General features: G+C 50.2%; 25 protein-coding genes. 12 read left to right on the top strand and 13 right to left on the bottom strand.

Translation table 11 applies throughout. From position 1 onward, the window contains the following. Positions 1-2: 2 nt before the first annotated feature. The 3 genes from IV433_RS04855 to IV433_RS04845 form a co-directional block, all read right to left on the bottom strand. Positions 3-1,499, bottom strand: coding sequence for a UbiD family decarboxylase (locus tag IV433_RS04855; protein WP_195813253.1), 1,497 nt, complete (start codon positions 1,497-1,499; stop codon positions 3-5). A gap of 232 nt (positions 1,500-1,731) precedes the next feature. Next, positions 1,732-3,198, bottom strand: a complete 1,467-nt coding sequence (locus IV433_RS04850) for a sensor histidine kinase (protein WP_195813252.1) — start codon at positions 3,196-3,198, stop codon at positions 1,732-1,734. A gap of 3 nt (positions 3,199-3,201) precedes the next feature. Further along, on the bottom strand, positions 3,202-3,924 hold the full coding sequence (locus tag IV433_RS04845; protein WP_195813251.1) for a response regulator transcription factor: 723 nt from the start codon (positions 3,922-3,924) through the stop codon (positions 3,202-3,204). A 154-nt stretch (positions 3,925-4,078) separates the two neighbouring features. Here IV433_RS04845 and IV433_RS04840 point away from each other — a divergent pair, with 154 nt between their 5' ends. From IV433_RS04840 to IV433_RS04825, 4 genes are all read left to right on the top strand, one after another. Beyond that, entirely contained in the window at positions 4,079-4,705 is a 627-nt protein-coding gene (locus IV433_RS04840) for a cytochrome b/b6 domain-containing protein (RefSeq protein WP_195813250.1), read from the top strand. 9 nt (positions 4,706-4,714) lie between these two features. Continuing rightward, a complete protein-coding gene (locus tag IV433_RS04835; protein WP_195813249.1) occupies positions 4,715-5,518 on the top strand; it encodes a molybdopterin-dependent oxidoreductase in 804 nt (267 codons plus the stop codon). Positions 5,519-5,567: 49 nt separating this feature from the next. Further along, positions 5,568-5,849 (top strand): pentapeptide MXKDX repeat protein, encoded by a 282-nt coding sequence (locus tag IV433_RS04830; protein WP_195813248.1) that lies wholly within the window; start codon positions 5,568-5,570, stop codon positions 5,847-5,849. 242 nt (positions 5,850-6,091) lie between these two features. Next, on the top strand, positions 6,092-6,682 hold the full coding sequence (locus tag IV433_RS04825) for a LuxR family transcriptional regulator (protein ID WP_195813247.1): 591 nt from the start codon (positions 6,092-6,094) through the stop codon (positions 6,680-6,682). 44 nt (positions 6,683-6,726) lie between these two features. Here the strand turns inward: IV433_RS04825 and IV433_RS04820 are convergent, their stop codons facing one another. The 4 genes from IV433_RS04820 to IV433_RS04805 all read right to left on the bottom strand — a co-directional run bounded on the left by IV433_RS04820 (position 6,727) and on the right by IV433_RS04805 (position 12,115). Next, the gene (locus IV433_RS04820) at positions 6,727-7,890 is read right to left on the bottom strand and encodes a CfaE/CblD family pilus tip adhesin (RefSeq protein ID WP_195813246.1); all 1,164 of its coding nucleotides are present in this window, start codon (positions 7,888-7,890) and stop codon (positions 6,727-6,729) included. A gap of 15 nt (positions 7,891-7,905) precedes the next feature. Next, a complete protein-coding gene (locus IV433_RS04815) occupies positions 7,906-10,638 on the bottom strand; it encodes a TcfC E-set like domain-containing protein (protein WP_195813245.1) in 2,733 nt (910 codons plus the stop codon). Between the two features lie 75 nt (positions 10,639-10,713). Next, positions 10,714-11,214: a CS1 type fimbrial major subunit gene (locus tag IV433_RS04810; protein ID WP_195813244.1), complete on the bottom strand. Its 501-nt coding sequence runs from the start codon at positions 11,212-11,214 to the stop codon at positions 10,714-10,716. Between the two features lie 88 nt (positions 11,215-11,302). Next, the gene (locus IV433_RS04805) at positions 11,303-12,115 is read right to left on the bottom strand and encodes a fimbrial protein (protein ID WP_195813243.1); all 813 of its coding nucleotides are present in this window, start codon (positions 12,113-12,115) and stop codon (positions 11,303-11,305) included. A gap of 499 nt (positions 12,116-12,614) precedes the next feature. On the opposite strand from IV433_RS04805, the gene IV433_RS04800 reads away from it, so the two are divergent. From IV433_RS04800 to IV433_RS04790, 3 genes are all read left to right on the top strand, one after another. Beyond that, entirely contained in the window at positions 12,615-13,475 is an 861-nt protein-coding gene (locus IV433_RS04800; RefSeq protein ID WP_195813242.1) for a hypothetical protein, read from the top strand. A gap of 216 nt (positions 13,476-13,691) precedes the next feature. Beyond that, entirely contained in the window at positions 13,692-14,942 is a 1,251-nt protein-coding gene (locus IV433_RS04795; RefSeq protein WP_195813241.1) for an MFS transporter, read from the top strand. Continuing rightward, positions 14,939-16,378: a glycoside hydrolase family 32 protein gene (locus IV433_RS04790; protein WP_195813240.1), complete on the top strand. Its 1,440-nt coding sequence runs from the start codon at positions 14,939-14,941 to the stop codon at positions 16,376-16,378. Before IV433_RS04795 ends, IV433_RS04790 begins: the two co-directional genes overlap by 4 nt. A 29-nt stretch (positions 16,379-16,407) precedes the next feature. Here the strand turns inward: IV433_RS04790 and IV433_RS04785 are convergent, their stop codons facing one another. After that, on the bottom strand, positions 16,408-17,403 hold the full coding sequence (locus tag IV433_RS04785) for a LacI family DNA-binding transcriptional regulator (RefSeq protein WP_195813519.1): 996 nt from the start codon (positions 17,401-17,403) through the stop codon (positions 16,408-16,410). A gap of 210 nt (positions 17,404-17,613) precedes the next feature. Between IV433_RS04785 and IV433_RS04780 the strand changes: the two genes are divergently transcribed. Further along, positions 17,614-18,267, top strand: coding sequence for a DUF421 domain-containing protein (locus IV433_RS04780; protein WP_195813239.1), 654 nt, complete (start codon positions 17,614-17,616; stop codon positions 18,265-18,267). A 282-nt stretch (positions 18,268-18,549) separates the two neighbouring features. Further along, positions 18,550-19,407, top strand: coding sequence for a DUF2971 domain-containing protein (locus IV433_RS04775; RefSeq protein ID WP_195813238.1), 858 nt, complete (start codon positions 18,550-18,552; stop codon positions 19,405-19,407). Between the two features lie 299 nt (positions 19,408-19,706). On the opposite strand, the gene IV433_RS04770 is transcribed toward IV433_RS04775, so the two are convergent. Further along, a complete protein-coding gene (locus IV433_RS04770) occupies positions 19,707-20,813 on the bottom strand; it encodes an ABC transporter substrate-binding protein (RefSeq protein ID WP_195813237.1) in 1,107 nt (368 codons plus the stop codon). Between the two features lie 230 nt (positions 20,814-21,043). Between IV433_RS04770 and IV433_RS04765 the strand changes: the two genes are divergently transcribed. Together IV433_RS04765 and IV433_RS04760 are read left to right on the top strand one after the other, a co-directional pair. Then, positions 21,044-21,538: a DUF523 domain-containing protein gene (locus IV433_RS04765; RefSeq protein WP_195813236.1), complete on the top strand. Its 495-nt coding sequence runs from the start codon at positions 21,044-21,046 to the stop codon at positions 21,536-21,538. Between the two features lie 203 nt (positions 21,539-21,741). Then, on the top strand, positions 21,742-22,224 hold the full coding sequence (locus tag IV433_RS04760) for a glutathione peroxidase (protein ID WP_195813235.1): 483 nt from the start codon (positions 21,742-21,744) through the stop codon (positions 22,222-22,224). Between the two features lie 140 nt (positions 22,225-22,364). On the opposite strand, the gene IV433_RS04755 is transcribed toward IV433_RS04760, so the two are convergent. Further along, positions 22,365-22,742: a hypothetical protein gene (locus IV433_RS04755; RefSeq protein WP_195813234.1), complete on the bottom strand. Its 378-nt coding sequence runs from the start codon at positions 22,740-22,742 to the stop codon at positions 22,365-22,367. A gap of 38 nt (positions 22,743-22,780) precedes the next feature. Beyond that, a complete protein-coding gene (gene ampR, locus IV433_RS04750; protein ID WP_195813233.1) occupies positions 22,781-23,674 on the bottom strand; it encodes a LysR family transcriptional regulator AmpR in 894 nt (297 codons plus the stop codon). 164 nt (positions 23,675-23,838) lie between these two features. On the opposite strand from ampR, the gene ampC reads away from it, so the two are divergent. Continuing rightward, on the top strand, positions 23,839-24,924 hold the full coding sequence (gene ampC / locus IV433_RS04745) for a class C beta-lactamase (RefSeq protein WP_195813232.1): 1,086 nt from the start codon (positions 23,839-23,841) through the stop codon (positions 24,922-24,924). Positions 24,925-25,027: 103 nt separating this feature from the next. Here the strand turns inward: ampC and IV433_RS04740 are convergent, their stop codons facing one another. Together IV433_RS04740 and IV433_RS04735 are read right to left on the bottom strand one after the other, a co-directional pair. After that, on the bottom strand, positions 25,028-26,032 hold the full coding sequence (locus IV433_RS04740; protein WP_195813231.1) for a hypothetical protein: 1,005 nt from the start codon (positions 26,030-26,032) through the stop codon (positions 25,028-25,030). Next, positions 26,029-26,970 (bottom strand): ACP S-malonyltransferase, encoded by a 942-nt coding sequence (locus IV433_RS04735; protein WP_195813230.1) that lies wholly within the window; start codon positions 26,968-26,970, stop codon positions 26,029-26,031. The genes IV433_RS04740 and IV433_RS04735 overlap by 4 nt, the downstream gene beginning before the upstream one ends. Positions 26,971-26,977: the final 7 nt, after the last annotated feature.

The following is a 26,977-nucleotide window of genomic DNA, read 5'->3' as shown; positions in this document are numbered from 1 at the left end:
TATTATTTAAAGTCAGGTAAGAATTTCTTCACATCGACTTCTTTAAATTTAGAACGTTCGAAATGCGCTTTCAGATGGAAAGGAACAGTGCAGTCGAAGATCGTTTTGCATGACATCCCTTCCTGCAAAATGCTCGGGCTGTATGCCGGGTTCTGCGACGGGTCAAGCGGATGGCAGCGCACGCCGGGAATAGTGGCGATATCCACGTCGCCCTGGAAGCGGGTTTGCATCGCCCACAGGACGTCGTCGGTGTCGAAAATATCCACATCTTCATCGACCAGAATGACGTGTTTCAGCTCGGAGAAAGCGGCGAACGCCAGCAGCGCGGCTTGTCTCTGACGGCCTTCGTCGACCGGAGAAGCTTTCTTAAATTGCAGTACCGCCAGCAACTTACCGCCGCCGGAGGTGTGTGCATTCACATTCAGCACGCGGCCCGGCATGGCACGGTCAATCATGTCCAGAATACTGGCTTCGGTCGGAATACCGGCCATGCTGACGTGTTCGCCGCTTGGGCCTAATGTGGTTTGCAGGATTGGGTTCCTACGGTGAGTGACCGCTTTCACCTTAATCACCGGCAGCGCCGCTTTCGCTTCGCCGGTGTAACCCGGGAATTCGGGCATCGCCTTGCCGGTATTGGTGTTCTGATCTTCACGGACGCGCACGTTTGGCAGCAGTTCGCCTTCGATCACGATTTCAGCGTGGGCAATGGCTTTTTCGTCGATGGAGACGCAGTGTGTCAGTTCAACCGCTTTACCGCGCAAGGCACCGGCAATGCTCAGTTCGTTGAAGCCGAGCGGCGTGGTCGGTGGCTCGAAGCAGGCCGCAATTTCAATCGCCGGATCCACGCCGATGCTGATAGAAATTGGCAGCGGTTTGCCCGCACGTTCCGCTTTTTCACGGAACGCGTCGATATGACGGCCCGGTGTCAGCCACATCGACAGTTCGTCACGGCTCTGAATGCACAGGCGGTGAATGGTGACATCGGACTCTTTGGTTTCCGGGTCAGACGCGTAGCACATGCCCATGGTGAAATACGGACCGGCATCTTCTTCGGTGTTGGTCGGCGCGGGCAGCAAGGTGCGCAGGTCAAAGTTCGGGTCATCGGCCAGATACGTGACTTCCTGACATTGCGCGGTGCCGCGGTCGATAACGACGGGTGCGATGGCATTTTTCACGGAGTCTTTCAGCAAAAAACCGAGTTTTTCCGGCGCGCAGTCCAGCAGATGGCCGACGCGTTCGCGGGTCGACATCAGGCCGGTCACCACACGGACGCCCGGAAAACCTTTGATGTTGTTAAACATCATCGCCGGGCCTTTGCGGGTCGGACGTTCGCAGGTTCCACCGGCACCGACATAACGGTAAACGCCGGACAATTCCGCATGCGGATCGACTTCCACATCGGTGCTGACCATTTCGCCTGGCAGGCTTTCAAGGAATTCAATAGCGGAGCGCAGATCGTGCACTTTATTATTTTGAGGGTGGGTTTCTTTCTTAGACATAATATATTCCACGTAATAATGAGAAAGTATTTATTCGTCGCGGTCAATATATCGGCCTGAATATAAATCAAAAAGTACCGTTTAAATATACAGGCTAAACCTTTTTGGTTTACGTTATAAAATTAAATTATTATTTAACACTTAGGAATACATAATAATAACTTTGTGACAATAAAACAGGATATTTGCGTTACGCCGGTCACAGCGTAACGCAAATTAAAAAGAAGGGAGTTCAGAGCGGAACGGAGAATTGAAAACACGCGCCCTGCTTTTGTTGCTCAACCAGCCGGATATCCCCGCCGTGAAGCTGCAAAATACGGCGCACAATCATCAGCCCCAGCCCGCCCGCGCGGTGTTTATTGGTGCTGAGAATTGACGGCCGCACAAACAGGCTGTCTTTCAGCTCCGGCGCAATACCCGGCCCGGTGTCTTTGAGCTGTACCATGACCTGTTCGCCGTTTTTCCACAGTTTAATCTCAATGACGCCGCCTTCCGGCGTGTGGCGGATGGCGTTATCCAGCAGGTTCGTCAGCACGCGTTCAATCATGCCCAGATCGGCATTCACCAGCGGAATACCCGGCGTGATATCAGCCAGCAATTTCTGCCCGCGCGTTTCGGTCGCCAGCTCAAATTTCTGGAAGACGTCCTGCACCAGTTCGCTCAGGGAAAACGGCTCTTTCTGCGGTTTCACCACGCCATATTCCAGGCGCGCCAGTTCAAATAATTCCTGCGCCAGACGCCCGACTTTTTTACTTTGCGTCAGGGCAATATTCAGATACCGCTGCCGGTCTTCGTTGCTCAGATGATCGGACTTCACCGACAGCGTTTCGAGATAGCCGTGCAGTGAGGTCAGCGGTGTGCGCAAATCGTGGGAAATATTGGCGATAAATTCACGGCGCTGCTGATCCTGCACCATCAGGCTTTGCCACTGCTGGTCGATGCGTTTTGCCAGCGCGACAAATGCCTGTTGCAGTTGCGACACTTCATCGCGCGGCGCACCGGCAGGCGTCGGAGTTTTTGCCAGCGCCTGAATGGCGTCCATTCCGCCGCTGTCGAGCTGCGCAATCTGCTGCGTCAGCTTACGCACCGGACGCGTCACCCAGTGAAACGCCAGCGCCCCCGCCAGTAAACCGAACAGCGCCACCAGCCCCATGGAACGCAGCGCCAGCGCAATGGAAGACTGGTATTGCGCATCGCTGGTCAGCGCGGTGTATTCATCGCCGAGCAGCACGATATACACGTAACCTTTGGTCACACCGTTCTCTTTGAGCGGTGCCGCCGAGAACACCTGACGGGTTTGCGGATCACGCGGATTGTCGCCGTAAACCGGCATATTCGCGCCCTCGAGCAGCGCGTTAACCGGCGTCAGATCGACTTTATCGGTTTTCAGACGCCCTGCCGGTGCCGCGTTGCCCACAATCTTGCCGTCTTTATCCAGCAGATACACTTCCACACTCGGGTTCACCGCCATCAGCTGATCAAACAGCGAATGCACGGCTTTCGGATCCCAGTCGCCCTGACTGAGCAGCGGATTATTGGCCGCAATCTGCGTCGCCAGATTCGCGGACAGCCGCTGGATCACCGACTGGCTGTACTGATTGCTCGAGCGCACCTGCATATAGCCGGAAAGCGCGCAGCAGGCGATCAGCAGCACCGTAAATACCAGAGTCAGTCTTTGCGCCAGCGTGAGATTTTTCATGATTTACCCTTGCGTATCTTCAGCCGAAGACACGAATTTATAGCCTTTTCCCCAGACGGTCAGAATGCGTTCCGGCTCGGCCGGATTGGCTTCTATCTTGATGCGCAGCCGGTTGATATGGGTGTTCACCGTATGTTCATACCCTTCGTGCTCGTAGCCCCAGACCTGATTTAACAGGCTCAGGCGTGAGAACACTTTGCCAGGGTTTTTGGCAAAGAAGTACAGCAAATCAAACTCACGCGGCGTCAGTTCTACCGGCTGATGATTGAGCATCACTTCGCGCGCAATCGGGTCGATAACCAGCCCGGCAAAACTCAGCGTCCCGGCATCCATTTTCAGATTACGGCTCATCGCTTCCTGACGGCGGAACAACGCTTTCACCCGCGCCACCAGTTCCAGCATGGAGAACGGTTTTGCCAGATAATCATCGGCTCCCAGTTCCAGCCCGAGCACGCGATGCACTTCGCTGGAACGGGCGCTGATAATGATGATGGGCGTGTAGCGCGTCATGTTGCGGGCGCGGCGGCAGATTTCCAGCCCGTCCACGCCGGGCAACATCAGATCCAGGATCAGCGCATCCCAGCCACCTTTTTCCAGATGAGCGACGCCCAGATTGCCGTCCGCCGCATGCGTAATTTCATAACCTTCGTCACGCAGATGCAGGCTCAGCAGTTCCGCAATATCCCCGTCGTCTTCAACGATCAGGATTTTTTTCGTTTTATCCATTTTGTTATCCCACCGCGTGGCGTCCTCATATCGTTTGAGTCTACACAAGCAATGACCCTTGAGTTATCACATTTTATTTAACTTTGCGTGAGGTCTCGGGGAACAAATCCGCTCAATACTCGTTACATCACAGGGCAGATGGCGGAAACGCATCATGACAGTTCACACAGAAATCCCTCAGGTCGCGGGGCAAAAACCGGCCACGGTCCATCCTTTATGGCTGCGTCTTGCGCACTGGCTGAATGCGCTGGCGGTGCTGATTATGGTGACCAGCGGCTGGCAGATTTATAACGCGTCGCCGCTGTTTGATTTTGATTTCCCTTCCACCGTCACCCTTGGTGGCTGGCTGGGCGGCGCAATCCAGTGGCATTTCGCCGGAATGTGGTTGTTCGGTTTTAACGGTCTGTTTTATCTGCTGATGAACATTCTGACCGGCCGGATGAAACGAAAATTCTGGCCGCTGACCCCGCGCGGCATTTTCAACGATTTGCGTGCGGCCCTGCGCGGCAAGCTGCAACACAACGATTTACGCCACTACAACATGGTGCAGCGCGCGGCGTATGTGTTCGTGATGTTCGACGGCATCGTGCTGGTGCTTTCCGGGCTGGTGGTGTGGAAATCGGTACAGTTTCCGTTACTGCGCGAACTGATGGGCGGTTATGACACCGCGCGCTACGTCCACTTTTTAGCGATGGCGTCGTTAGTCGGGTTTGTCGTGCTGCATTTGATCATGGTGGCGCTGGTGCCAAAAACGCTGATCGCCATGATCCGCGGACGTTAAGGGCTGAATATGAAGAACATTATCAAAAAAAGCATCGTTCAGATTTTCAGCACGTCGGACAGTGAAGCGATTGTGCAGGAAGCTAAAAAACAGATTATCCGCGAACTGGATGCGCCCTCACGCCGCCTGTTCTTGCAACGCGGGCTGACGCTCGGCGGCATTGCCATGCTGACCGGCTGTGACATCAGCGATAACGCCAGTGTGGAAACCGCGCTGGGAAAAATTTCAGGCTTCAACGACCGCGTTCAGGGCTGGCTGTTTGGCTCAACGCGCCTTGCGCCGGTGTATGCCGAATCCATGATCACCCGCCCGTTTCCGTTTAATGCGTTTTACGCCGAAGACGATGCCCCGGACGTTGACGGGCTGGCCTATCGCCTGAAAATCGCCGGTCTGGCGCTGGATAAACGCGAATGGTCACTTCCGACGCTTTACAAAATGGCGCAGGTCAGCCAGGTGACGCGGCATATCTGCGTGGAAGGCTGGAGCGCAATTGGCAAATGGGGCGGCGTGCCGTTTGGTGATTTTTTGCGGCTGATTGGTGCCGACCTCACGGCGGAATACGTCAGTTTCAAATGTGCCGACGAGTATTACACCAGCATTGATATGGCGACAGCGCTGCATCCGCAGACGTTGCTGGCGCTGACCTATGACGGACAGATTTTACCGCGCAAATACGGTTTCCCGATGAAACTCAGGATGCCGACCAAGCTCGGTTACAAGAACCCCAAACACATCGAAGTGATTGAAATTACCAATAAATTCACCGGTGGCTACTGGGAAGATCAGGGCTACAACTGGTTTGGTGGAAGTTAGAACACACGACGATGACTTAATAAAACCCAACAGAGAAAAGGAATACCCCATGAAAAAGTTAACCGTAATGATGATGTCTGCCTGTCTGATGATGGGCGCAGTGAGCACCACCTACGCCGCAGACGCGATGATGAAAAAAGACACCATGGGCCATATATCCAAAGACTGCATGAAAAAGGACAGCATGAGCAAAGACTCGATGGCGAAAGACAGCATGGGCAAGGACTGTATGTCGAAAGACAAAATGTCTAAAGATCACATGTCCAAAGACGCAATGAAGAAAGACAGCATGTCGAAAGATGCCATGAAAAAAGATGCGATGAGCCAGTAATCCGAATGCATTTTTAAATTCAAAGGGTCATGCATTCTTTGTAAAAGCCGTCTGAGGGCGGCTTTTGTTTTCAACTCAACGTTGAATCTCCATTTCAAATACAATTACCTCCAAATACAATCATCTTCAAATAAATAGCAAACATCAAAAAGGCATGCACAAATAACACCAAAAATGGACATTCAACTTCATCCGTTCCAGAGATATTATGGAACATGAAATCATAAAAGGAATTAAAAAAGATGAATGTTATTTATATAGACCAGTCTGCTTTTCATCAGCAGGGATTAGCATCACTGATAGACGAATTAAACATTCATTGTTGCAGTGATATGCGGGACATTGAGAACATTTTCTCTCAAACTGAAATGATCTTGCAGCCCCCGTTATTTGTGATTTTCGATTTACCCGCGCACTTTCTTAACGCATTAGCCTGCGCAGAACGCCTGGCGGAGCTGAAGAGAAAGTTCGGTGTAAAGCTAATTCTCTTTTCTGACAAAAACAAAAAACCCTTTAACTTCAATAACAATCGCATTCACATCGACTTTTATATAGATAAGAAACTGCCTCCCACAATCATCCTGAGCTTAATAAACAGAATCATTAAAAATGAAACAAAGACCCCCAGGCCTTTTGCCATTCATGCCCAAAATGAGTTGAATGAGAATGAGATAATCTTCTTACGTTGTTTATTTACAAAAGGTTCAATAGAAGGTGTGGCAAGAGTAACCCGTAAAAAACCTAAATCGCTCTACAGCTATCAGGCAAATCTGGTGAAGAAGCTCAATTTAAAAAATACACTTCATTTGTATAAATCTTTTATTCTCAACTGATAAGCCGCCCATTTTACTGAGTGGCTCATCTTGTCTGAAATGGTTTATTGCGTCGTCGGGGTATAAATAATTCTGAGCGTTCCGCTATAGCGCCCCGCTGTTTTCGACGATAAGGTGAAAGACGGGGTGACTAATTCCATGGGAGCGGGAACACATAACACAGAATTTCTCTGGCCCGGTAAAACGACGCGTCGCAATATGCCTTTATTCGTTCCGCTCCAGACGATCTCACTGCCGTTTTGTACCACCTGCCGCCCTTTGGTCAGCGGGTTAACCACTTCAACGGAATAATCCAGACGATCTTGCGCCAGATTTTTATCCCCGCCCTTGCGATATACCGAGAACAACCCGGTGGCGCGGGAGGGCGCGGCGGAGCCTTCATCCTGAAAAATTAAACTCACCCGGTTGCTGTCCGAATTATTGCCATCGTACAAACACATATCCAGTGAGCGGCTGCCCGTTACATTCGTTGTGCCGCGCCCGCCGGGGAATATTTTCAGACCCAAATCCACATTGGCGGCCGCATTACCAAACTCAGGCAGGTAGATCTGCTGGTTGCCGTAATCCGTAACTTTAAACGCCAGGGTAGCAATCCAGTCGGCTAACTTTGTCGCATTGGTACAACCGACGCTGACATTCTGTGAGTTACCGGTGCAGGTTGTTGGCCACTGCATCAGCGACATTTTCAGGGTCGCACTCCAGGTTCCGGCCGACGGAAATTTACTTAATTCAGCCGACGGCAGATAAGCAGAATAGTCCGTCCCGTCACCACGCGGTGTCACTGCCCCACCGAACGCATTCAGCGGCACCAGGTTGGAGGCCACCACCACGTTATTGAGCGATCTGCGTTTAGTGAGGTAAACATTGAGCACAAGCGTTTGTTTCGTGGTGCTTTCCGTGAAAGTTACCGGCACAGGATAGGGAGCAGGCGTCGCTTCGAGCCAGACGGGGAATGTCGGGCAGGCACCATACTGGTTGCTGGTGCGTGACTGACAAACCAGCGTATTTCGTCCCCATTTCGGCGCGTCATTCGTGTCATACCCCCCGTTTTCGTTCGTCCAGATCGGCAACTGCGCTGGCACGGACATCCGGTCGAACGTGACCGCCACGCTGGTGTTACGTCCCGATGGCGTAAGCGTTGCCGCCTGCACCTGAACGCCTGTCATCCACCCGACCAGCGCCAGCCCCGCAATAAATCTGAGTTGCATACAAAATCCTTATTGTTATTCCTGCCGGAAAGACTGCTCACGTGCCAGAGGGACATCGTCAGCACGCCGCGTGGCGATCAGCATTTTTGCCTGCTGCTGAACGTTCTGCGGTACTGCTGCAAGGCTGATCGTTTCGCAACCGGTATCTCCGACGTAGCGCACGACGTCATGCGTGCTTTTTACCTTCATCTCACAGCGATACATCTGCATCCCGCGCGCCATATATAAATCCTTCATGCGGTGATCGGTTTCAGCAGTAAATCCTCCCTGCCCTAAACCTGACCAGCTGACCACATTGAGCGGAATTGCGCCTTCAAGCGGGGTTTGCTGATTGATCATCAATCTGCCGAGATAGGTGTAACGCGAAACGATATTCACCTTGCCAACCAGCATCCGGCCCGGCGGGATAAACAGCGCGCGGCGTCCGGCACCCTGAGTAATTTCACTGCGCATACCGGCGGTAGATTCGATGGAATCATTGATGCTGATATGGCTTTGCGTGTAAGCCGGAACGCTAAATAACGTGCGGCCGGTGCCGTGCAGGCTGGCGCTGCCTGCGCCATCAACCGAGACATCCACGCGGGTATCACGGCTGTCATCCGTGCTCTCGACGTTCAGCCCCACCGCAGCCCCCGGTAAACCGTTGCCCCATTTTCCCCAGTACAGGCCCGATCGTGCCACGGCCAGTGAGGAGTTATAGCTGCCACTGCTGCTGAAACGCTGACCGGACGAACCGGAGGACGCCGAACTTACCGCCAGGCTGCCGTTGCCATATTCGCCGCCGGTTTTACCGTAGACCGATGCATTCAGGGTGTTCTCCTGATTGCCGTTGAGATTCACACCGATTTCCTGCTGGTTCTGCGCATCGAAATACCAGTTCTGTGCCACGTTGTAGCCGAGCTGATTTTTATTGCTGCGATCTGACTGATACGTCATGCCCAGCGAGCTGTAGTTCGAGCGCGCATCAATCGTCGGCGTGCTGACGCGCGAAAGCGAAACGGACAAGAATCCCCCGTTATCACGCTTCATACCGGTGCTGTTGGTTCGCGTAAAAAGGTTGCCGCTGGTGTTGATATTGATTCCGTTGAAACTGAATCCGCGCCCGAGCCCGGCCTGCCATGTCGTGGTTTTTGTTTTGCTGTAAATATTGCGGCGGGTCCACACCGGCACAATGTCGCTTTCATCGCGAAACGCCGGGATCACATTGCGGCCTTCATTCTCACTGGCACTGTAACCGGCGTTCACATACCAGCTTTTAACAGGCACGCTGAACATCAGGCTGCTGCTCTGGTAGCAACCGCTGAAACCGTATTGCCCTCCATTGTTGCTGTAGCAATCCTGCGCAAACAGCGCACTGCGGTAGAAACTGAGAGAGAAGCCGTCGTTATACGAAATTTGCTGAATATTGCCGCGCGAGCCTTCACTGCCTTTGAGGTAGCTGAAGCGGGTGGCGAGAATGCCGTCGAGAAGTGCGTTGTCGAATCCATGGCTCCAGTCGAGGGCGCTTTCGACAAAATGGTTGCGGTTCGTCATCGCGACACCGCCGGTCAGCGCGGTCTCCAGGTTCAGCGGGACTTTGATCCCCGCCTGAACTACGCGGCGATCCGCACCATTTTGTGATTCCGCGCCGTTACTTTGACCGTCCCGTGCGGGAATAGCGCCACCCTGCACAAACCACTCAACGTTTTGACTGGTGGAACTGCCTGTCCGGCTGAAAGGCACCTGTTCAGTGCGCGACAACTGATTGTCTTCATACACACGCATCGTCACGGTGTAGCTGCCATTAGGGAAAGCCGTGGTGTCGAGGTTTTGCGTGCCCGCATTCAGGTAAAAAGTGCCCAGCAATTGCTGATCGCGATAGGCATCAATGCGCGACGGGCGGGTAATGAATACTGTCACCGGCGTACCCTGTGCGGCCTGAGTACTGTTAACCCAGGCCAGTGTGGAACCTGCGCGCACGCCTTCGATGGTGCTGAGCGGTAACTGGCTTAGTGTGATGTTTCCGCCAGCGTTGCTGAAAATGTCCCGCGAATCCATGCGTCCGGCCTGAACGTAGTAGCGTTTGCCCAGGTCACGACGCAGAAAGGCGTTATTGAAGCGAACTTCCTGATGATTTTGCTGACGGTATTTCTGCGCGAGGTAATCCCAGTCGATACCGGCATAGCTGCTTTGCGTCAAACCCAGTGCGCCCGCGCCTTGCAGGGATAACGTCTGGTCGCCGCTGTTGGTCACGAAATTGATATTTTGCTGATGAATAAATGCCGCTTCGGTTTCGGCGGTCTGTTCGTAATAGGGTGAGGCATTGCCTGCGGAAAGCGGAATAAATTCCGGGCCGAGGAACAGTGCAACTTTGGCATTATTTTCGTCATAGATAACGGCGACAGAATCTGTATCCAGATAGTCACATCCGGCCACCCCGCCGTTACTGCTGCAAGCCAGATTGCCGTTGCGCGCCAGAGGCTGACGGATCAGGCCGTCTAAGTGCTTTTCCTGCTGCGGGTTCTTCTGATAATGCTGCATAACCGCACGGGCGACATCATCGGGTTTCAGGAAAGTCACGGTGTCCAGAGAAACGGTGGCTTCAAAAAGCCCGAGCGATTGTCCGTAGACAGAAAGATTGACCCACAGAGTCTGCCCGGTCACCAGCGATTCAAAACCCGGCGGGACCTGTGTCGCTGCGCGGACAGAAAGAGAGGGGATCAGGGTAATGAAAGAGGCTATTAATACAACGCGAATATTGACCTTCATTACAGCGTCCTGCTGAAAAGAATAATAAGGGGGCAGACTGCCCCCCGAAATAATCGATCAGTCAACTCAGGCAAATCAGCTTGATGTCGCCTGGGTGATCAGCAGGCTGACCACGCCGGTATAAGTGCCGGTCGCCAGAGGTGCAACGGTTGCCGGAGAGATTTTCAAAGGCAGAACTGAAGAACCGTTCGTTGTACCCGCCGGGAATAATGAGGCATAAGTCAGGGTCGTTGAGCTCGTGGTGATCGGTTTAAGATCTGCACCCAGCGTCACTTTCAACGGTACCGCAGTGCCGCTGACCGCTTCGTTTAACTGCGCAGCACTGACCAGCGCAACGTTAATGCTTGCGGTAGAAGAGTTAGACCAGATCTTGGTGTCCAGTGAATAGGTAGACAGACCACGGCCCGGGATATATTGCATATCAATTGTGCCAGGTAATGCGGTACCGTCCGCCTGCGTCAAATCCACTGTCGCATCGACGTTGGCATTTACAGTAATATCTTTCTGCACAGCCTGTGCATTAAATGCAGCCGTTAATACTGTTGCGATGAAAAGTGGTTTAATTAATTTTTGCATTTGTAGCTCCATGAAAATCCATGTAATGGTCTTTAATGACCGTCTCGTCGGTAATGAACCGTCTCATAACAAACAGGTTGTTATTCCCTTAGAACATGCTGACTGTGTTTTCGATAGCGTACTCATTCAGGCTTTTCGAATTCTGATCAACATATTTAATTCTTATTTCATGTGCTGAATTTAATTGCGCAGGCGTCCACGATTTAAATGTCAGAGTCTCATCCGGATATACTGTGGCATGTTCTTTTTTCCACTGACAACTGCCGCTCATTTTTCCCTGCGGACAAATCCCCACCTCACGGATAACAATTCGCACTGTGCCATCATTTTTTACTTCGCTGCCCGTTAACTGACGCAAAGATAACACCGGGTTTTTTGGCGGAATATGGACAAGCACACCCCAGACTAAATTAATGCCGACCTGATTGGTTATTTTATTATCCTGCCCCGGTTTATCTTTCAGCTCATCAGGCGCACCGACAGCCTCGAAATAAACACGCCACGCGGTTTCCTTCTCCGGCGGTTGTAACGAGATCAGCCGGATAATTCGCTGTGAACCCGAAGCCAGTGCGAATTTGTCCGGCGTGGCAATCAGCGACGGTGAAACCGCGTCATTAACCGCTATTTCTTTTTCAAAAGGTGTCGCCGGACGCTCAATTTTCTTAATGCTGACTTTAATAAACTGCGCCTCACCGCTTTGAGATAAGGTCTGAATCTGCGCTGCGCCCTGATTATTTAGCGCCACTTCCATCGGATAGACGCTCATATTTGCGCAGGCAGAATGGATGCTTAAAAAAGTCATGGGTATCAGTGAGAAACGCAGTATCCCGGCAATCTTTTTTTTACAAAATTGCCCAAGAGAAATGTTGTGGCGCAGGGCCTGATGACGTGACTCATCCATGATAAATCCTTATAAATTCCATTAAAAAACGTGCCGGCAATTCCCTCTCCAGAGGGTTCTGCCTGTTTACCCGGACTTCTGAGCCCACGGGAATAACCTGGCGATAAGAAAATTCTCACATGGCGTTTGTTAAGTCACTGTCCATTTTTGTGGTTAATTTTTTTAGAGGGAATAACCCCAAAAAAACTCCCGTTAGAAAACCGACATAACCCGATGAAACCATTAATTAAAATCTTAAAAATAATAAAAATGCCATTACTTAAAAAAGTAATATCACCGGACAAAATAAGATCAACTCTTATGCAAATTCGTTAATGCGGTGTTAGGATTATACTTAGCGAGGCAAATCAGACCTTTCAGCGCTTTAAAAAAAACACGCAACACTCCCGTCGCCATATAGCATTCTAAACTGTTTTTCAACACGATTTAAATTAACGCTAAGTAATAATTGCGTTATTTTTTAATTTGTAATATGACCCCAGGCAAAGTAAGAAACGAAATGAAGAGCAAACAAGAACTCAGGGATTTAATTTCTCATCGTGCAGAGGAGATTAAATCGCATAAGGATATAGAGTTAGTCATGCAGAAACATTACAAACTTATGTTTAAACTTTATCTGACTAAACCTCTCTATTTTAAGGTTATTTTCAAAGCCAATCGATTTATTATTGGAACCGCTGTCATGACCTATTTTTTCACGACAGATAACCCCACACTACGTCATGTTAAAGACTTCTGTAAGACAACGGGGTTAATCAGTGAAAATACCGTTGACTCATTCCTGCTCTTTATTCGTGTGGGCGGGCGAATGGAAGTTAAAAAGGATCCGCTGGATAAACGAAAGCTGAACTATACGGTGACATCAAGAGCGCAGGATGAAACCCGCGCGCTCATTAATACCATGATGATCCCCTATGGCATGTTGTACCCGGATTTCGATGTTTCACGCTGTCTGAAAATGGAGAATTTCAATGCAGAATATTTTCGGAAGTATTCGGAAATCATCCTCAATCAGATCTATTTATTCGATATGGTGCCAGATTGTAAGGAGTTCATTTTCAGGGACGCCGGGCACATGATGCTGATGGATTTGTACATCGAAAGCATCCGCCAGCAGAATGCGGTGATCGAGTATAACTATCTGAAAGCTTCACTAAAATGCGGGGTTTCCCGCTCACACATCAAGCGATGCCTGAAAGCCGCAGAGGCCGGTGGCCTGCTGAGGCTCGACTCCGCCAATAACACGATCGTGTTGCATCTGACCTTCATGCAAATGGTGCTCAACTATTTTTCCGTTTACATGGCGATGGTCGAGTATGGGCTTAGCGGTTTGCCAGATATGACACAACGCCCCTGCTGACTGCGTTGCTTTAAGCGGCCTCTCCGGGCCTATCTTCGGGATAAGACCGGGGGCTTGAACTCACTTCCCTAAAATTGTGGTTCAGATCACACTTCAATTATGTTAACGTTAACACTTGTGATTAACATCATAAACTCGCCTTACAACATCTGTGAAAAACTAAAAGTTAACGTTAACAATGTGGTCTACACATTCTAATAATGAACGGACACACACATGAAGAACAGCAACCGAAGTCCATACACATTGCTTAGCGGATTACTTTTTTGTTTTTTCTACACCTGGTCATCAGCCTTCTCGCTTATCTCACTCTGGTTAAGCCAGAAGATTGGCCTGCGGGGGGCTGACACCGGATTATTATTTTCTGCCATCGCCCTGACGGCGCTGTGCGCTCAGCCGTTGTACGGTTTTATTCAGGATAAGCTGGGGTTACGCAAAAACCTGCTCTGGGCGATTGGTTTTTTGTTGCTGCTCAGTGGCCCCTTTTTCATCTTTATTTTTGCCCCGATGTTACAGGCCAATATTTTAGCGGGTGCGGTGGCCGGCGGGCTTTATGTCGGCGCCACTTTTTTTGCCGGAATTGGGGCGCTGGAGTCGTACACAGAACGCGTCAGCCGCATTTTAGGCTTCGAATTTGGCAAAGCCAGAATGTGGGGATCGCTGGGCTGGGCGGCTGCAACGTTCTTTTCCGGAATGCTCTTTAACATCAATCCAAATCTTAATTTCTGGATGGGCTCCTGCTCAGCGCTGATTTTCCTGTTGTTATTGTGGGGATTACGCGAAGTCAAAACCGATGCCCTGAACCAGCTTGAGTACGGCAAACCCGGAAATCTGCATCTGTCCGACGCCATCGACCTGTTTCGCCTGCCCCGCTTTTGGGCGCTGATCGTGTTTGTCACCGGCGTCAGCGTTTATAACGTGTATGACCAGCAGTTCCCGGTGTACTTCTCGTCACTTTTCCCGGACGTCAGAAACGGCAACGAGATGTACGGTTTCCTGAATTCCTTCCAGGTATTTCTGGAAGCGGGCGGGATGTTCCTTGCCCCGTTTGTGGTCAATAAGATTGGCGCTAAAAACGGCCTGTTGCTGAGCGGTCTGATTATGGCTTTGCGCGTCTTTGGTTCCGGGCTGGCAGCGGATGCGGTCACGATTTCGTGCATGAAACTCCTGCACGCCGTGGAATTACCGATTCTGCTGATCGCCATGTTTAAGTACATCACCACGCGCTTTGACCCGCGCCTTTCTGCCACGCTTTATCTTGTGGGTTTTCAGTTCATTACGCAGGTCTGCGCCAGCGTATTTTCACCGCTGGCGGGTAAAGGCTATGACGTGATCGGCTTTGCCGACACCTACATGATTATGGGCGCGCTGGTACTTTCCCTCACTCTGATTTCCGCTTTCCTTCTCACCGGTGATAAAAGCCGGACACCCTGTTCAATGGACTTTAATAAGGGCGAAAACGTATGAAACAGCGACTTGAACGTGCTGAGCACGCTTTGCAGGATGCGGCAGAAAAACGCGGCGATGCATTCTACCCACTCTTCCACCTTGCCCCACCGGCTGGCTGGATGAACGACCCGAACGGTCTGATTTTTCATCAGGGCATGTACCACGCTTTTTATCAGCACCACCCGTTCAGCGAAAACTGGGGGCCAATGCACTGGGGGCACGCCGTCAGCAAGGACATGGTGAACTGGCAACATCTCCCGGTTGCGCTGGCGCCGGGCGACGATGATGACCGCGATGGTTGCTTCTCCGGCAGCGCCGTGGATGACAACGGCATACTCAGCCTGATTTATACCGGCCATGTCTGGCTGAACGGTGAAGGCAATGACAGTGCCATCCGCGAAGTGCAATGTCTGGCCACAAGCGAGGACGGCATTCATTTCACCAAACAGGGTGTGGTGCTCACCCCGCCGGACAACATCATGCATTTTCGTGACCCGAAAGTCTGGTGTGAGAACGGCTGCTGGTGGATGGTGATCGGCGCGCGCGATGACAGCGACTGCGGGCAGGTGCTGCTCTATAAAGGCAAGAGCCTGCAACAGTGGGAACTGGATCGCGTACTGGCCAAAGCGGACAGCCATACCGGCTATATGTGGGAATGCCCGGATTTCTTCCCGCTTGGCGATGAACATATTCTGATGTGTTCTCCGCAAGGGATCAAAGCGCAAGGCTATGATTACCAGAATTTATTCCAGAGCGGATGCCTGCGCGGATCGTGGAAACCAGGCCAGGACTTCACGATTACGGAAGGCTTTACCGAGCTGGATCACGGCCATGATTTCTACGCGCCGCAGTCATTTACGGCGGCTGACGGACGGCGGATTGTTATCGCATGGATGGACATGTGGGAATCCGTGATGCCGTCAAAAGCAGAAGGTTGGGCGGGTTGTATGACATTGCCCCGTGAACTGACGCTGCGTGATGGCAAAGTGCGCATGATGCCGGTGGAAGAAGTACGGACGCTGCGCCGTGAACATTATCCGGTTACTCCGTGCGTGCTCAGAAACGACATACGACCTCTGATGGAAGACGCACAGGCCGCGGAGATCATCATGCAATGGGATCTGGCCGCGTCAGATGCGGAAAGCTTCGGGATAAAACCCGGCGGCGGCGTATCCCTTTTTGTGGATACCCAGGCGCAAAGAATCTGTCTGGAAAGGGACTTCCCGATGCACGGGATCAAAGACGCCCGCAGCATCGCACTGCCACCGGGTAAGCTTCTGGATTTACGCATTTTCATCGACCGTTCGTCGGTGGAAGTTTTCGTCAATCAGGGAGACGCGACGTTCAGCAGCAGAATTTATCCGCAACCCGGCCAGCGCGCCCTGTCCGTTTTTGCCACCAACGGAAAAGCAACCTTAGTTCAGGGTGATATCTGGACGCTGAGCGCAGGCTGATCGTGCGGGAAGTGTATATAGAAAAGACGTTATAAAGACTCGCGCTCCAGTACAGGGGAATCGATTTTTATCAATCCCTGATTGGGGCGCTGTTCGATCAGATGCAACACCGCCTCGCGGCCAATTTCGCGGTGAGGCAGCTGAACGGTAGTCAGCGGCGGGATAAATAAATCGCCGATACCGACCATGTTGTCGTACCCCAGCACCGCAACCTGCTGCGGGATCTGAATCCCTTTCGCCAGCAAGACCTGATAAGCCAGAAACGCAATGCGATCATTGCCGCAAATCAGCACGTCAAAATCAGGTTTGCCGTCGGGCGTAAATCTTTCCAGAATCTGCACAATGTCACGGTAATGCTCATCACCGAATTCCATATGAAACTGGCGAAGTTGTTCCGCCGGCATTCCGGCTTCGCGCCAGGCCTGCTCTGCGCCAGCGCGGCGGCGGATACCGGCGGGAATGGATCCCGGTAAATAAAAGCACAAAGGATGCCGGTATCCCTTCTGCAAAAGCAGTTTCATGGCCTGATACTGCCCGCCAAAATCGTCAGGAATGTAACCCGGAAGTTCATGATCGGGGCTGATGCAGTTGGCCAGTACAAGATTTTTACCGACAAGGCGCGGCGGAATTTTCACTTCACGCAGCCCCATGGTGGTGTAAATGATGCCGTCCGGGCGTTGAGAAAGGAGCTGACTCACCGCCCGCTCGCTGTCGGCCTGCGAGGTAATGCTGACAAGAAAACTGCTCCAGCCGAATTCGCGCGCAGTGAGTTCAACAGACAGAAGCAGTTCGACGGAGAATGGCGTGGTTGCCGTGTCCAGGGCCAGCACGCCAAGCGTGGACACTTTGCTGCTTTTCCCGCGCATTTTTCGCGCTGAGAAATCGGGCACGTAATTAAGTGCGTCAATAGCTTCCCGCACCCGTGCCAGCGTCTCCGGCTTGAGTCGTTGCGGCTCGTTAATGGCGCGTGACACTGTCATCAGCGAAACTGAGGCCCGTTGGGCCACATCTTTCAGCGAAGCCATAATTCTCCAGCTCATAATATTTCTATGTGCTGATCCTACACAAAAACAGGGCCGCTGCGCACTTAAAAAACCCGTCTATTGAGAGGTAAGAACATATTTAACTGAAAGCATGTCCGGATATTGTTCGACTAACAGCCAGAACAGTTGAACCACTGAATACCTGAATGGGTTGTGATATATTACCGAATTACAAGTGGAGGGGTTAACCTAATGGAATATTATCTTTTAGTCCTGGCAAAATTCGTCATTGGTTTTTTGATCGTCATTTCGCACCTGAATTTCTCAGGGAAAACACAGCTCTCTCAGATGACACCCGTCGATTTTATCGGCAACTTTGTTCTGGGTGGAATTATCGGCGGCGTCATTTACAACGATGTTATCCCGCTGTACCAGTATATTATCGTGCTTATTATCGGCGTTATGTTGATATCTTTGCTAAATGCCGTCAGCAAGAGATTTTTTATCTTTCGTTCATTTGCGATTGGTAATCCCATCCCTATTATCAAGGATGGGAAGTTTATTATGGAAAACATTCTCAAACGAAAAAACAAGATTGATATCCTGAACGTCGCGTCGCAGTTGCATGCGCAGGGCATCCACTCTTTTCAGAACCTGAAATATGCCCAAATCGAACCGGGCGGCCAGATCACTGCGGTCTGCGAAGGTGCAGACATGCCGTCGGTGATACTGATTAAAGATGGCAGGATCCGTTACTCTGAGCTGGATGCTATTCAGAAAGATGAAGAATGGCTGCATGAAAAAATCACTTCACTGGGCGTGACTCAGATCAGCGAAATCTTCCTCGCCGAGTTCTGGCAGGGAGAAATGACGCTGGTGATGTCCGACGGAAAAGTGTGCCGGTAGTGGCTGATCAGGATAATTTTAAGGGATGCTGCTTAGGGCGGCATTTTTTACGTTGGCAGATAGAGCTAATGTCGGCTCTTAGCTCAGAGTGGACCTCCTCCTCAAGTACAGGTCCGTTAAGTGCCAGAAGCGGACATTATTACTGTATTTAAAAAATGATTTTTTCCGTCGTTGATAAAATTTAAATCACTTAAAAAATGACCAGGTATTGTGTACTTTCCCTTCGGGGGAATATAATGATGCTTCTTAAAACAGTCAGATTACAAAGTTACCCATCCAAAAATGAAACCAAAAAATAAGATATTAATTGACCCTAAACTTTTAGATGAAGTTATTTTATGGCGTTACATGAGTCTTGATAAGTTTATTCACTTGATTGATTCCAAGACAATATTTCTATCTCCTATATCATACTTCAAAAATAGCGACCCTCTAGAAGGTTACCTCCCAAAAAAATTCCATATGGACATGGAAAATACCTTGCGATCCATGCGTGAGAGTTTAGAACCAGATTATAAAGATATGCCTGGTGAAATGAAAGATTGGTTAAAAGAATGGAATGCCACTTCTGATTTAAGGATGGAGCTAATGAAAGAAAAGACTCGTGGTCGTCAAAGTATCTGCTGTTGGTATGAAAGTCAATTTGAATCAGAAGCAATGTGGAAATTATATGGTGATAACGGGAAGTCCATAGCAATTAAAACTACTGTTGGCGCACTAAAAAAATCAATAGAATCAGAAAATAATGATAATCTGGTCTACTTAAACAGAATCAAATATTTAAATTTTGACGATGTCTTTTTAAAAGAGGAGGTGCTTTTGGAGAATAACAGAGCCATTGCTAGCATTCTTTTTAAAAGAAAAGAATATGAACATGAAAAAGAAGTCAGGCTTTATTACAAACCGGACGAATATGATTTATTTAACCCTCAGCATACAATGTTTACTGATTACTGGGAAAAATACACCATAAAGCCATATTTTGTTAATGTTAATATTAATGAAATGATTCATGATGTGATTATATCTCCTTTTGTATCTGAACCTTATGAAAGTAGTGTGAAAGCCATATGCTCAAAGTATGAATTAAATAATTGTAAGGTTTATAAATCAGCCCTTTTAGATAAATATGATTTTTAGATTCTGTAAGGCTTCATTCCTCCATCAAAAATTCAATTACGCTAACCCCCGCTTCTCGCTCATAGCAGATCAAGCAGCGATCCAGACGATCCGCCCTGTGCCTTCAGCGGACATTGCTAACATTGCTCCGTGTAAATTATCAGGGAGCAGATCAGAGATAGCAGAGGGTACATCGAGATAAACTGCCCAAGTACTGTAAAAAAGAAGCCGCAACGCCCGGCGTTACGGCTTCCGTCAAAAGCTTAACTGATAAGCGATAGAACATAATCCGGGCTTATTTTAACGACAAAAATCAACAATCAATGTTGATCGCCGCTGGCCGATAACGCAAATGTGCCCACCGGCATAACTGGCAGGTATTTTTGGTAATAATCGTGATAGTTTTTCACCGGATCAATATCCTTGAATAAATCCGGATAAAGAGATTTAGCGATGAACTGTACCATTGTGAAATCGACCAGCGTACGAGATGCGCCCTGATAAACACCGTAGAGTTTGCCATTCTGAATCGCCGGTAATGAACCCCAGCCGTCACGGTGGGCGAACCCGTTGAGTTTAGCTCTTGCTGTGGCTTCATTGACGCCGATGCCCATTTCCAGTGCTGTATCGACTTTATTGTTTTCCCTGCCGGAAATAAAAATGACATCTGGTCTGGCGACCAGTAACTGCTCAGGATTAATTTCGCCCCACTGTTTAACAAAAGGTGCAGCTATATTTTCGCCGCCTGCAAGACGCAGCATGACGCCCCACATATTTTCGCCGTAGGTAAAGGAATACTCCGCCGGACCTTTATTACCAAACTCAATGTAGACTTTTGGCTTCGGCAGATTTGCCTCTTTTATCCTGTCTTCAATCAGTGTGATGTTATTTTTATAAAGCCGGGCCAGCTCATTGGCGCGGTCAGTCTGACCGGTTAATACCCCGATGATTTCCGTGGATTTCACATGGTTTTCTACCGTCTGATCATTGTAATCGAGCACGACAACCGGAATATGTAAGCTCTGAAGCTGCGTGACTTCATACTTCAACGCCGCGTACTGCCAGCTGGCTAAAATGACCACATCCGGCTTCAGGCTGATTAACTTTTCCAGCGACACATTGTGCAGGTCGATTTCGCCAATATCCGGAATGTCGGCAATGGAAGGACGGTTTTTAATATACATATCCCAGTTCGCCGGTACCTTGCCATGCCAGGCTTCACGCGAAATGCCGACAATATGATCAAACGCCTGTTCTCCCCCCACCGCCATATAATCTTCGAAATAGAAACCCAATACCGCCCTTTTCACCGGCGTATCTAAGGTTATTTTATTTCCCAGCACATCAGTCAGCGTGGTGGTGGCGGCACTGGCCTGACCGGTTATTGCAACGGACAGTATAAAAAGCAAGCCTTGAAGTAACTTCATTTAATTCCCTTAGGTATTGTGTGATTATTATCTGAGGCCAAAATTTATTTTTATAAAACAGATTTACTACACTTTAATTTAACTTAAGTTGCCGCAAAAGATAGAAAATCCCGCTCTGTTACTATCTCGGTATTATTCCCATAATATTTCCTGAAATTCAATAAATTGAAAAGCGTAAAAAGAGAAGGTGTTATAATCCAGGCATTCATTTGCCCTCACAGACGATAACGATGATGAATAAAATACTGGTAAGTGCTTGCCTGATGGGGTTCAAAGTGCGCTATGACGGAAGCGAGAAAGCACAAATGACCGAACAGTTGCAGCGCTGGCATGAAGAGCAGCGTCTTGTGATCCATTGTCCTGAGCTGGCCGCCGGATTGCCAACACCACGTCCTCCTGCGGAGATTGTTTCTGCTGATGTTCAGGACGTCATGCAGACGCAGATCAGAATACATGAAATTACGGGGCAGGATGTCACTGAGCATTATCAGCTTGCCGCCTGGCTGGCATTGCGTACAGCTCAGGAGTCAGGTTGTACCGCTGCGCTGTTAACCGACGGCAGTCCGACATGCGGCAGCCAGTTCACCTATGACGGTTCATTTAGCGGCCAGCGTAAGTCAGGTATGGGTGTCGCAGCTTCACTGCTCACGGAACACGGGATAGCCGTGTTTTCTGAGAAGAGGCTCGCCGATCTCATTGCCTGGATTGATGAGAAAGAACGCTAAACCTATTTTTCATTGAGGTATGAAAAGAAATCAGTTTTTTTGTTTATTAATGGCGTCACACCTTCTCACGCCAATTTGTGCCACAACACAATAAAGGATCGTAAGGTGTTTCCGGCAAATGAACGGCCCCTGAGCAGGTCAAAGGTCGCCTGTTGGTTGTTTGTTTTCGTTCGTTTTTGCAAATCTGCCCTGAGGATACTGATATGACCCCCTTTCATCAACTTACCGCCACCCGCCTGGATGGCCAGCTCATTTCTATGGCCGACTATGCTGGTAAACTGGTTCTGGTGGTGAATACCGCCAGCCATTGCGGCTTCACGCCACAATACGCAGGGCTTGAAAAGCTTTACAAGAAGTTCGCCGCCTCAGGTCTGGTGGTGCTTGGCTTCCCCTGCAACCAGTTCGGTAATCAGGAACCCGGTGGCGTCGACGAAATCGCGCAGACCTGCCACATCAACTATGGTGTGAGCTTCCCGATATTTGAGAAAGTGGAGGTCAACGGTGCTGCTGCACACCCGGTATTTCGTTACCTGAAAGACCAATTACCCGGCGTGCTGGGTGGACGGATCAAGTGGAACTTTACTAAGTTCCTGATCGGTCGCGACGGCAAACCGCTCAAACGTTTTGCACCGTTCACCTCCCCGGAGAAAATGGAACCCTTCATTCATGCTGCACTTGAAATCTAAGTGTTCCCGTCATTCAAACCGTCCATAATTAGAGATATTCCGGCAAACTGATGTCTGCTTAAAAAAGGTTTAACGTGAGATATTTTCCCTTTTGCAAGCAGCCCCGTCTTTTTCCCGCTAAATACACACGGATTTAATCATCAAAAACAGGCCTGGTCAGTTATGCGTTTTCCCACCAATACTACTTTGAAGCTTTGGGGATCGACATTGAGTACTGCATAGCGTATTTGCGGACAAATCAGTTCCAAGCTTCGTTTGCTACAATCAAGTTGTATTAAAGTGCGTGGGCCGGATTTGGTTTGCACCCTGTTGGTCTCAGGATAGTCGCTGCAATCAAATCCTTCTTTACTTAACTTTCCTTTCGCCGCATCCAGGCTCATTCCGATAACATTCAGGCTATCGACTTCTCTGGCATGCGATTTTTCAGAAACCCGGGTCAGTACGCACCCGCTCAGTAATTGAGTGGAGAGTAAGAAGAATATAAGGATAAAAATCTTTTTATGGTTTGTTCTGTGCATCAGGCGACCCTTTAGGTTTATACGTTTGAGCGATATTGTCAGATATTGCAATCAACAGACTGAGGAGTAAAACTCAATAACCAGCTGGAGAACGCCTTCATCGCGGGACTTTCGGCGCGCGTTTGTAGCCGTGTCAGCCAGTAACCCCCGAGGTTGATTTCAGCGGCAAAGGGGCGAATGAGTTTCTCCGTTTGCAGCAGGTGATTGAAAATCTTACAGGGAGCGAGCGCAATGCCTGTCCCCATCAGCGCGGCTTCGATCATGGTCAGTGATGAGTCAAATATCATCACCGGTTGGGCGGGAGAAGGTGGATGTTCATTAATGCTTTGCAACCAGTGGCTCCATTCATCACGGCGAAAAGAGCGCAGCAAAGTAAATTTATGCACGTCGGCAGGATGCTGCAACTGACGGGCAATCGCGGGAATACACAGCGGCGACAGGGGTGCATCGCAAATAAACTGTGCCTCTGTGCCGTGCCAGGCACCGTTACCAAAGCGGATGGTGTAATCGTGCCCTTCCGCAGCAGGATCTACGCGATTATTGTGGGTGGAAAGTTGCAGTTCAATGTGCGGGTGATGGTGGTTGAAATCGTCGATACGCGGTAACAACAAGCCGATGGCAAAGCTTCCTACCACACCCACTTTAAGTTTTTCCCGTACCTGCCCTGCCCAGAAACGATCCAACGTATCAGCAATACGATCGAAAGAATCATTTAATACCGGCAACAGACTTTCGCCTTCCGGGGTCAGCATCAGTCCGCGCGAAACACGCACAAACAACTGGCAGCCCAGCTGCTGTTCCAGTGATTTCACCTGCTGGCTGACCGCCGCATGCGTGACATGCAGCTCTGAGGCCGCATTAGTAAAGCTTAGATGGCGGGCGGCGGCTTCGAATGATCTCAGGGCATTTAAGGGGATGTAAGGGCGAACCACGATTTCACCTGTAAGTTTTTCTTTTACCAGCCCCTAAAATTAACAGTTTGTTGCAATCTGTCAAACTGGGCAGAATTCAGGTGGGACAACAAACCATAAGGTTAAAAACAGTGAAGTTAATTTCTAAAACGTTAATAGCGACGGTATTGGCCTCGGTGTGCTCTATGAGTAACGCAGCCGCCCCGGATGTGGAAACTACCGTGAGTCAGGCAATAAAGCCTCTGATGCAGCAGCAAGGCATCCCCGGAATGGCGGTCGCGGTGGTGGTTAAAGGAAAGCCCTACTACTTTACCTGGGGCATGGCTGATGAAGCACAAAAGCGTCCGGTCACAGAAGACACCCTCTTTGAACTGGGTTCAGTGAGTAAAACTTTCACGGGTGTTTTGGGTGGCGTCGCCGTGACGAAAGGCGAGATTGCGCTTAAGGATCCGGCCAGCAAATACTGGCACGCACTTAACACGCCGCAGTGGCACGACATTACGCTGCTTCAGCTGGCGACTTACACCGCAGGTGGCCTGCCGTTGCAGGTTCCGGATGCAGTCACCGATGAGAAGGCGTTGGTACACTTCTATCAGCAGTGGCAACCCCAATGGTCACCCGGAACCGCGCGTCAGTATGCGAACAGCAGTATCGGTCTTTTCGGGTTTTTAGCGGTCAAACCCACCGGACTTTCCTTTGAGCAGGCCATGCAACAACGCGTGTTTACGCCGCTTAAGCTCAGCCACACCTTTATTACTGTGCCGGATTCCGCCAAAAGCGCTTACGCCTGGGGTTACCGTGAGGGTAAGCCCGTTCGTGTATCACCGGGTATGCTGGATGCAGAAGCCTATGGGGTGAAATCTTCGATAAAAGATATGTCGCGCTGGATGCAGGCGAATATGGATCCGCAGGACGTGGCAGATAAGACGTTACGCCAAGCTTTGGATCTGGCACAAACGCGTTTTTATCGCACCGACGCACTCTATCAGGGGCTGGGCTGGGAAATGCTTGACTGGCCAGCGCAGGCTGAGCTGGCAGTAAACGGCGCAGATAACCAGATCGCGCTGGGCCCGCAACAGGTACGGAGTGCGCAGTCGCATCCGCGCGTGAATGCATCATGGGTTCACAAAACCGGAGCAACCGGCGGATTTGGTGCCTACGTGGCTTTTATTCCTGAAAAACAGGTAGGCATCGTTATGCTGGCGAATAAAAATTATCCCAACACTGAGCGGGTAAAAGCTGCGATGCAAATTTTAAAGGCATTGGAGTAATCAGTAATAAGACGATGCGGCACTCCCGTATGAAACCCCGTAACAAACGGGCATCCGTCTGATATAAAAAAAACCTCCGGCGCTCAACGGAGGTTTTTTATTTCTACATATTCAGGCTTTTACGCTGCATAAAACTCTCGTAGCGAAAATACATATCGCAGGACAAGTGAAACTCTTTAAGCCAGTACGCGTAAACATGCAGGAAGTGATACATCAGACAAGGCAGATAGCACAGCAGGAAATACACCACGAACGGCATGCTGACAGTAAGGCCACCTGCAATGAAACTCAGAATGAATATCCACCCCGCCTGTACCGTCGCTAACAGTATTATCCGGACGAAAAAGGGCTTGCTGATAAACCGACCGAAGGGCACCGGCGGAGCAGAATAGATGGTGATCTCTTTCAGAAAGATACGTCCCAGAAACAGGTAGCGTTTAGAAAGACGCGAAAACGCCAGGTTTATCGCCAGCACGACGCCGCAGAGGATCAGCATAGCAATCATCAGTCTGGCGGAAAAATACCCCTCGCTGAAGGAAAACGCCGGGTTCGCCTGCAACGGGCTGACCGAAAGCAGATTGAGCGCGGTATTCACTGCAACGTAATAACCGGTGTACTGATAGATATTCCTGAAACTCACCGTGCTGCTCATGCCGGTCAGCACCTGGCGGATATAAACCCGCCGCACCGTTCTGAAAACCAGGTACATGAAAACCGGTGATATCAGGTACAGATAAACCATGCTGAACCGGCTCGCGGGCAACCGTAAACACGCCTGCGCCATCAGCCAGAAAAAGAGAACAGAACAAACGCTGACGACCGCAGGTCTGGCGAAAAACGCCGTGATTGTTGAGCAGCTTCTGCCTTTCAGGGCATCCAGATTAATGCGGTTAATCACATAGCTGTAGGCCCAGTACGCTTTCAGTTCGTGCAGCAGCGTAAAGAGCGTGATCGCCAGAATCACGCTGATCACCCCCGCATCACGGGAAGTAAAGGAAAAGGCGTTATTTTTCCAGTAAAACCCCAGCACAACGAACAGGATAACGTAGATAAACGGGATGAACCTTTTATCCTGAAAGCGGACAAATTTTGCATAATCGGGGGTCATTTCACGCCACTCACTGTGCCATCAGTTTTGCAATGTACCGCCATTTCAGAGGTGAATTTTGCGAAATCATGGAGTAAATGAATCAGATAGGCTTTGTTGCTGATCTCGGCAAATTGCACCGGCGCAGGCTTATCCAGAAAGTGATCCATTGACGCGGTCCATTGCACGGAGTGCGTCAGATGCAGGGACAGATTTTCCCTGATGATTTCAGGATTTGTTTCGGGCAAACCGGTAACGTTCATCAGCACGTCAAACTGTGGCGGCCTGATATCCACGCCAGCCAGAAAATCGCGCATAGGCTGAACGCCGCTGTTCATCAGACGGGTATGCCACGCCCCGCTCACGCCGGGTTTGGTGCACTCAAGCCCGGCGCCGGCAACCGCCTGACCGGCGTCGCGCAGCGCGGTCAGCGTACCGCCGATCACCTGTTGCTTACGGCTGTTATCGCAGCTTATTTCTGCCTCAATGCCTTTTTGCGCGAGCAATGCAGTCAGACCCGCCCGGTCACAGCCCTTCACCACCAGCATGCTCCCTTTACTGGCGAGGCTCAGGTCGTGCATCAGCGTGGAACGGAAATGAATGACCCGGAATAAATCCTCCAGCGTGAGGGCTCCGGCGGCGTAAAACGCGGAATATTCCCCCACGCTGTGACCGCAGGCACCGGAGAAGATCACATCGCCGTGACTTTCGCGATAAAGGGTAAAAAGCATGGTGTTAATGGCCGTCACGGCAATTTGCTGCACGGGGGTCTGAACCAGCCGCGTCATCGGCCCTCTGGCACACAGGCGGCGAATATCCAGCCCGGAAATATCACTGGCGCAATCCCAGATACGACGGGTTTCGGCACTGGTATCCCATAAATCAGATCCCATCCCGATGACCGGATTCCCCTGCCCGGCAAATAATAAGACAACCGGTTTTGTTGCGTTTATGTCCATCTCTCTG

The sequence above is a fragment of the Rahnella laticis genome (assembly GCF_015644585.1).
GTDB classification, from domain to species: Bacteria; Pseudomonadota; Gammaproteobacteria; order Enterobacterales; family Enterobacteriaceae; genus Rahnella; species Rahnella laticis.
The sequence above is the reverse complement of the archived record's forward strand: the minus strand, read 5'-3'. Positions and strand labels throughout refer to the sequence as shown.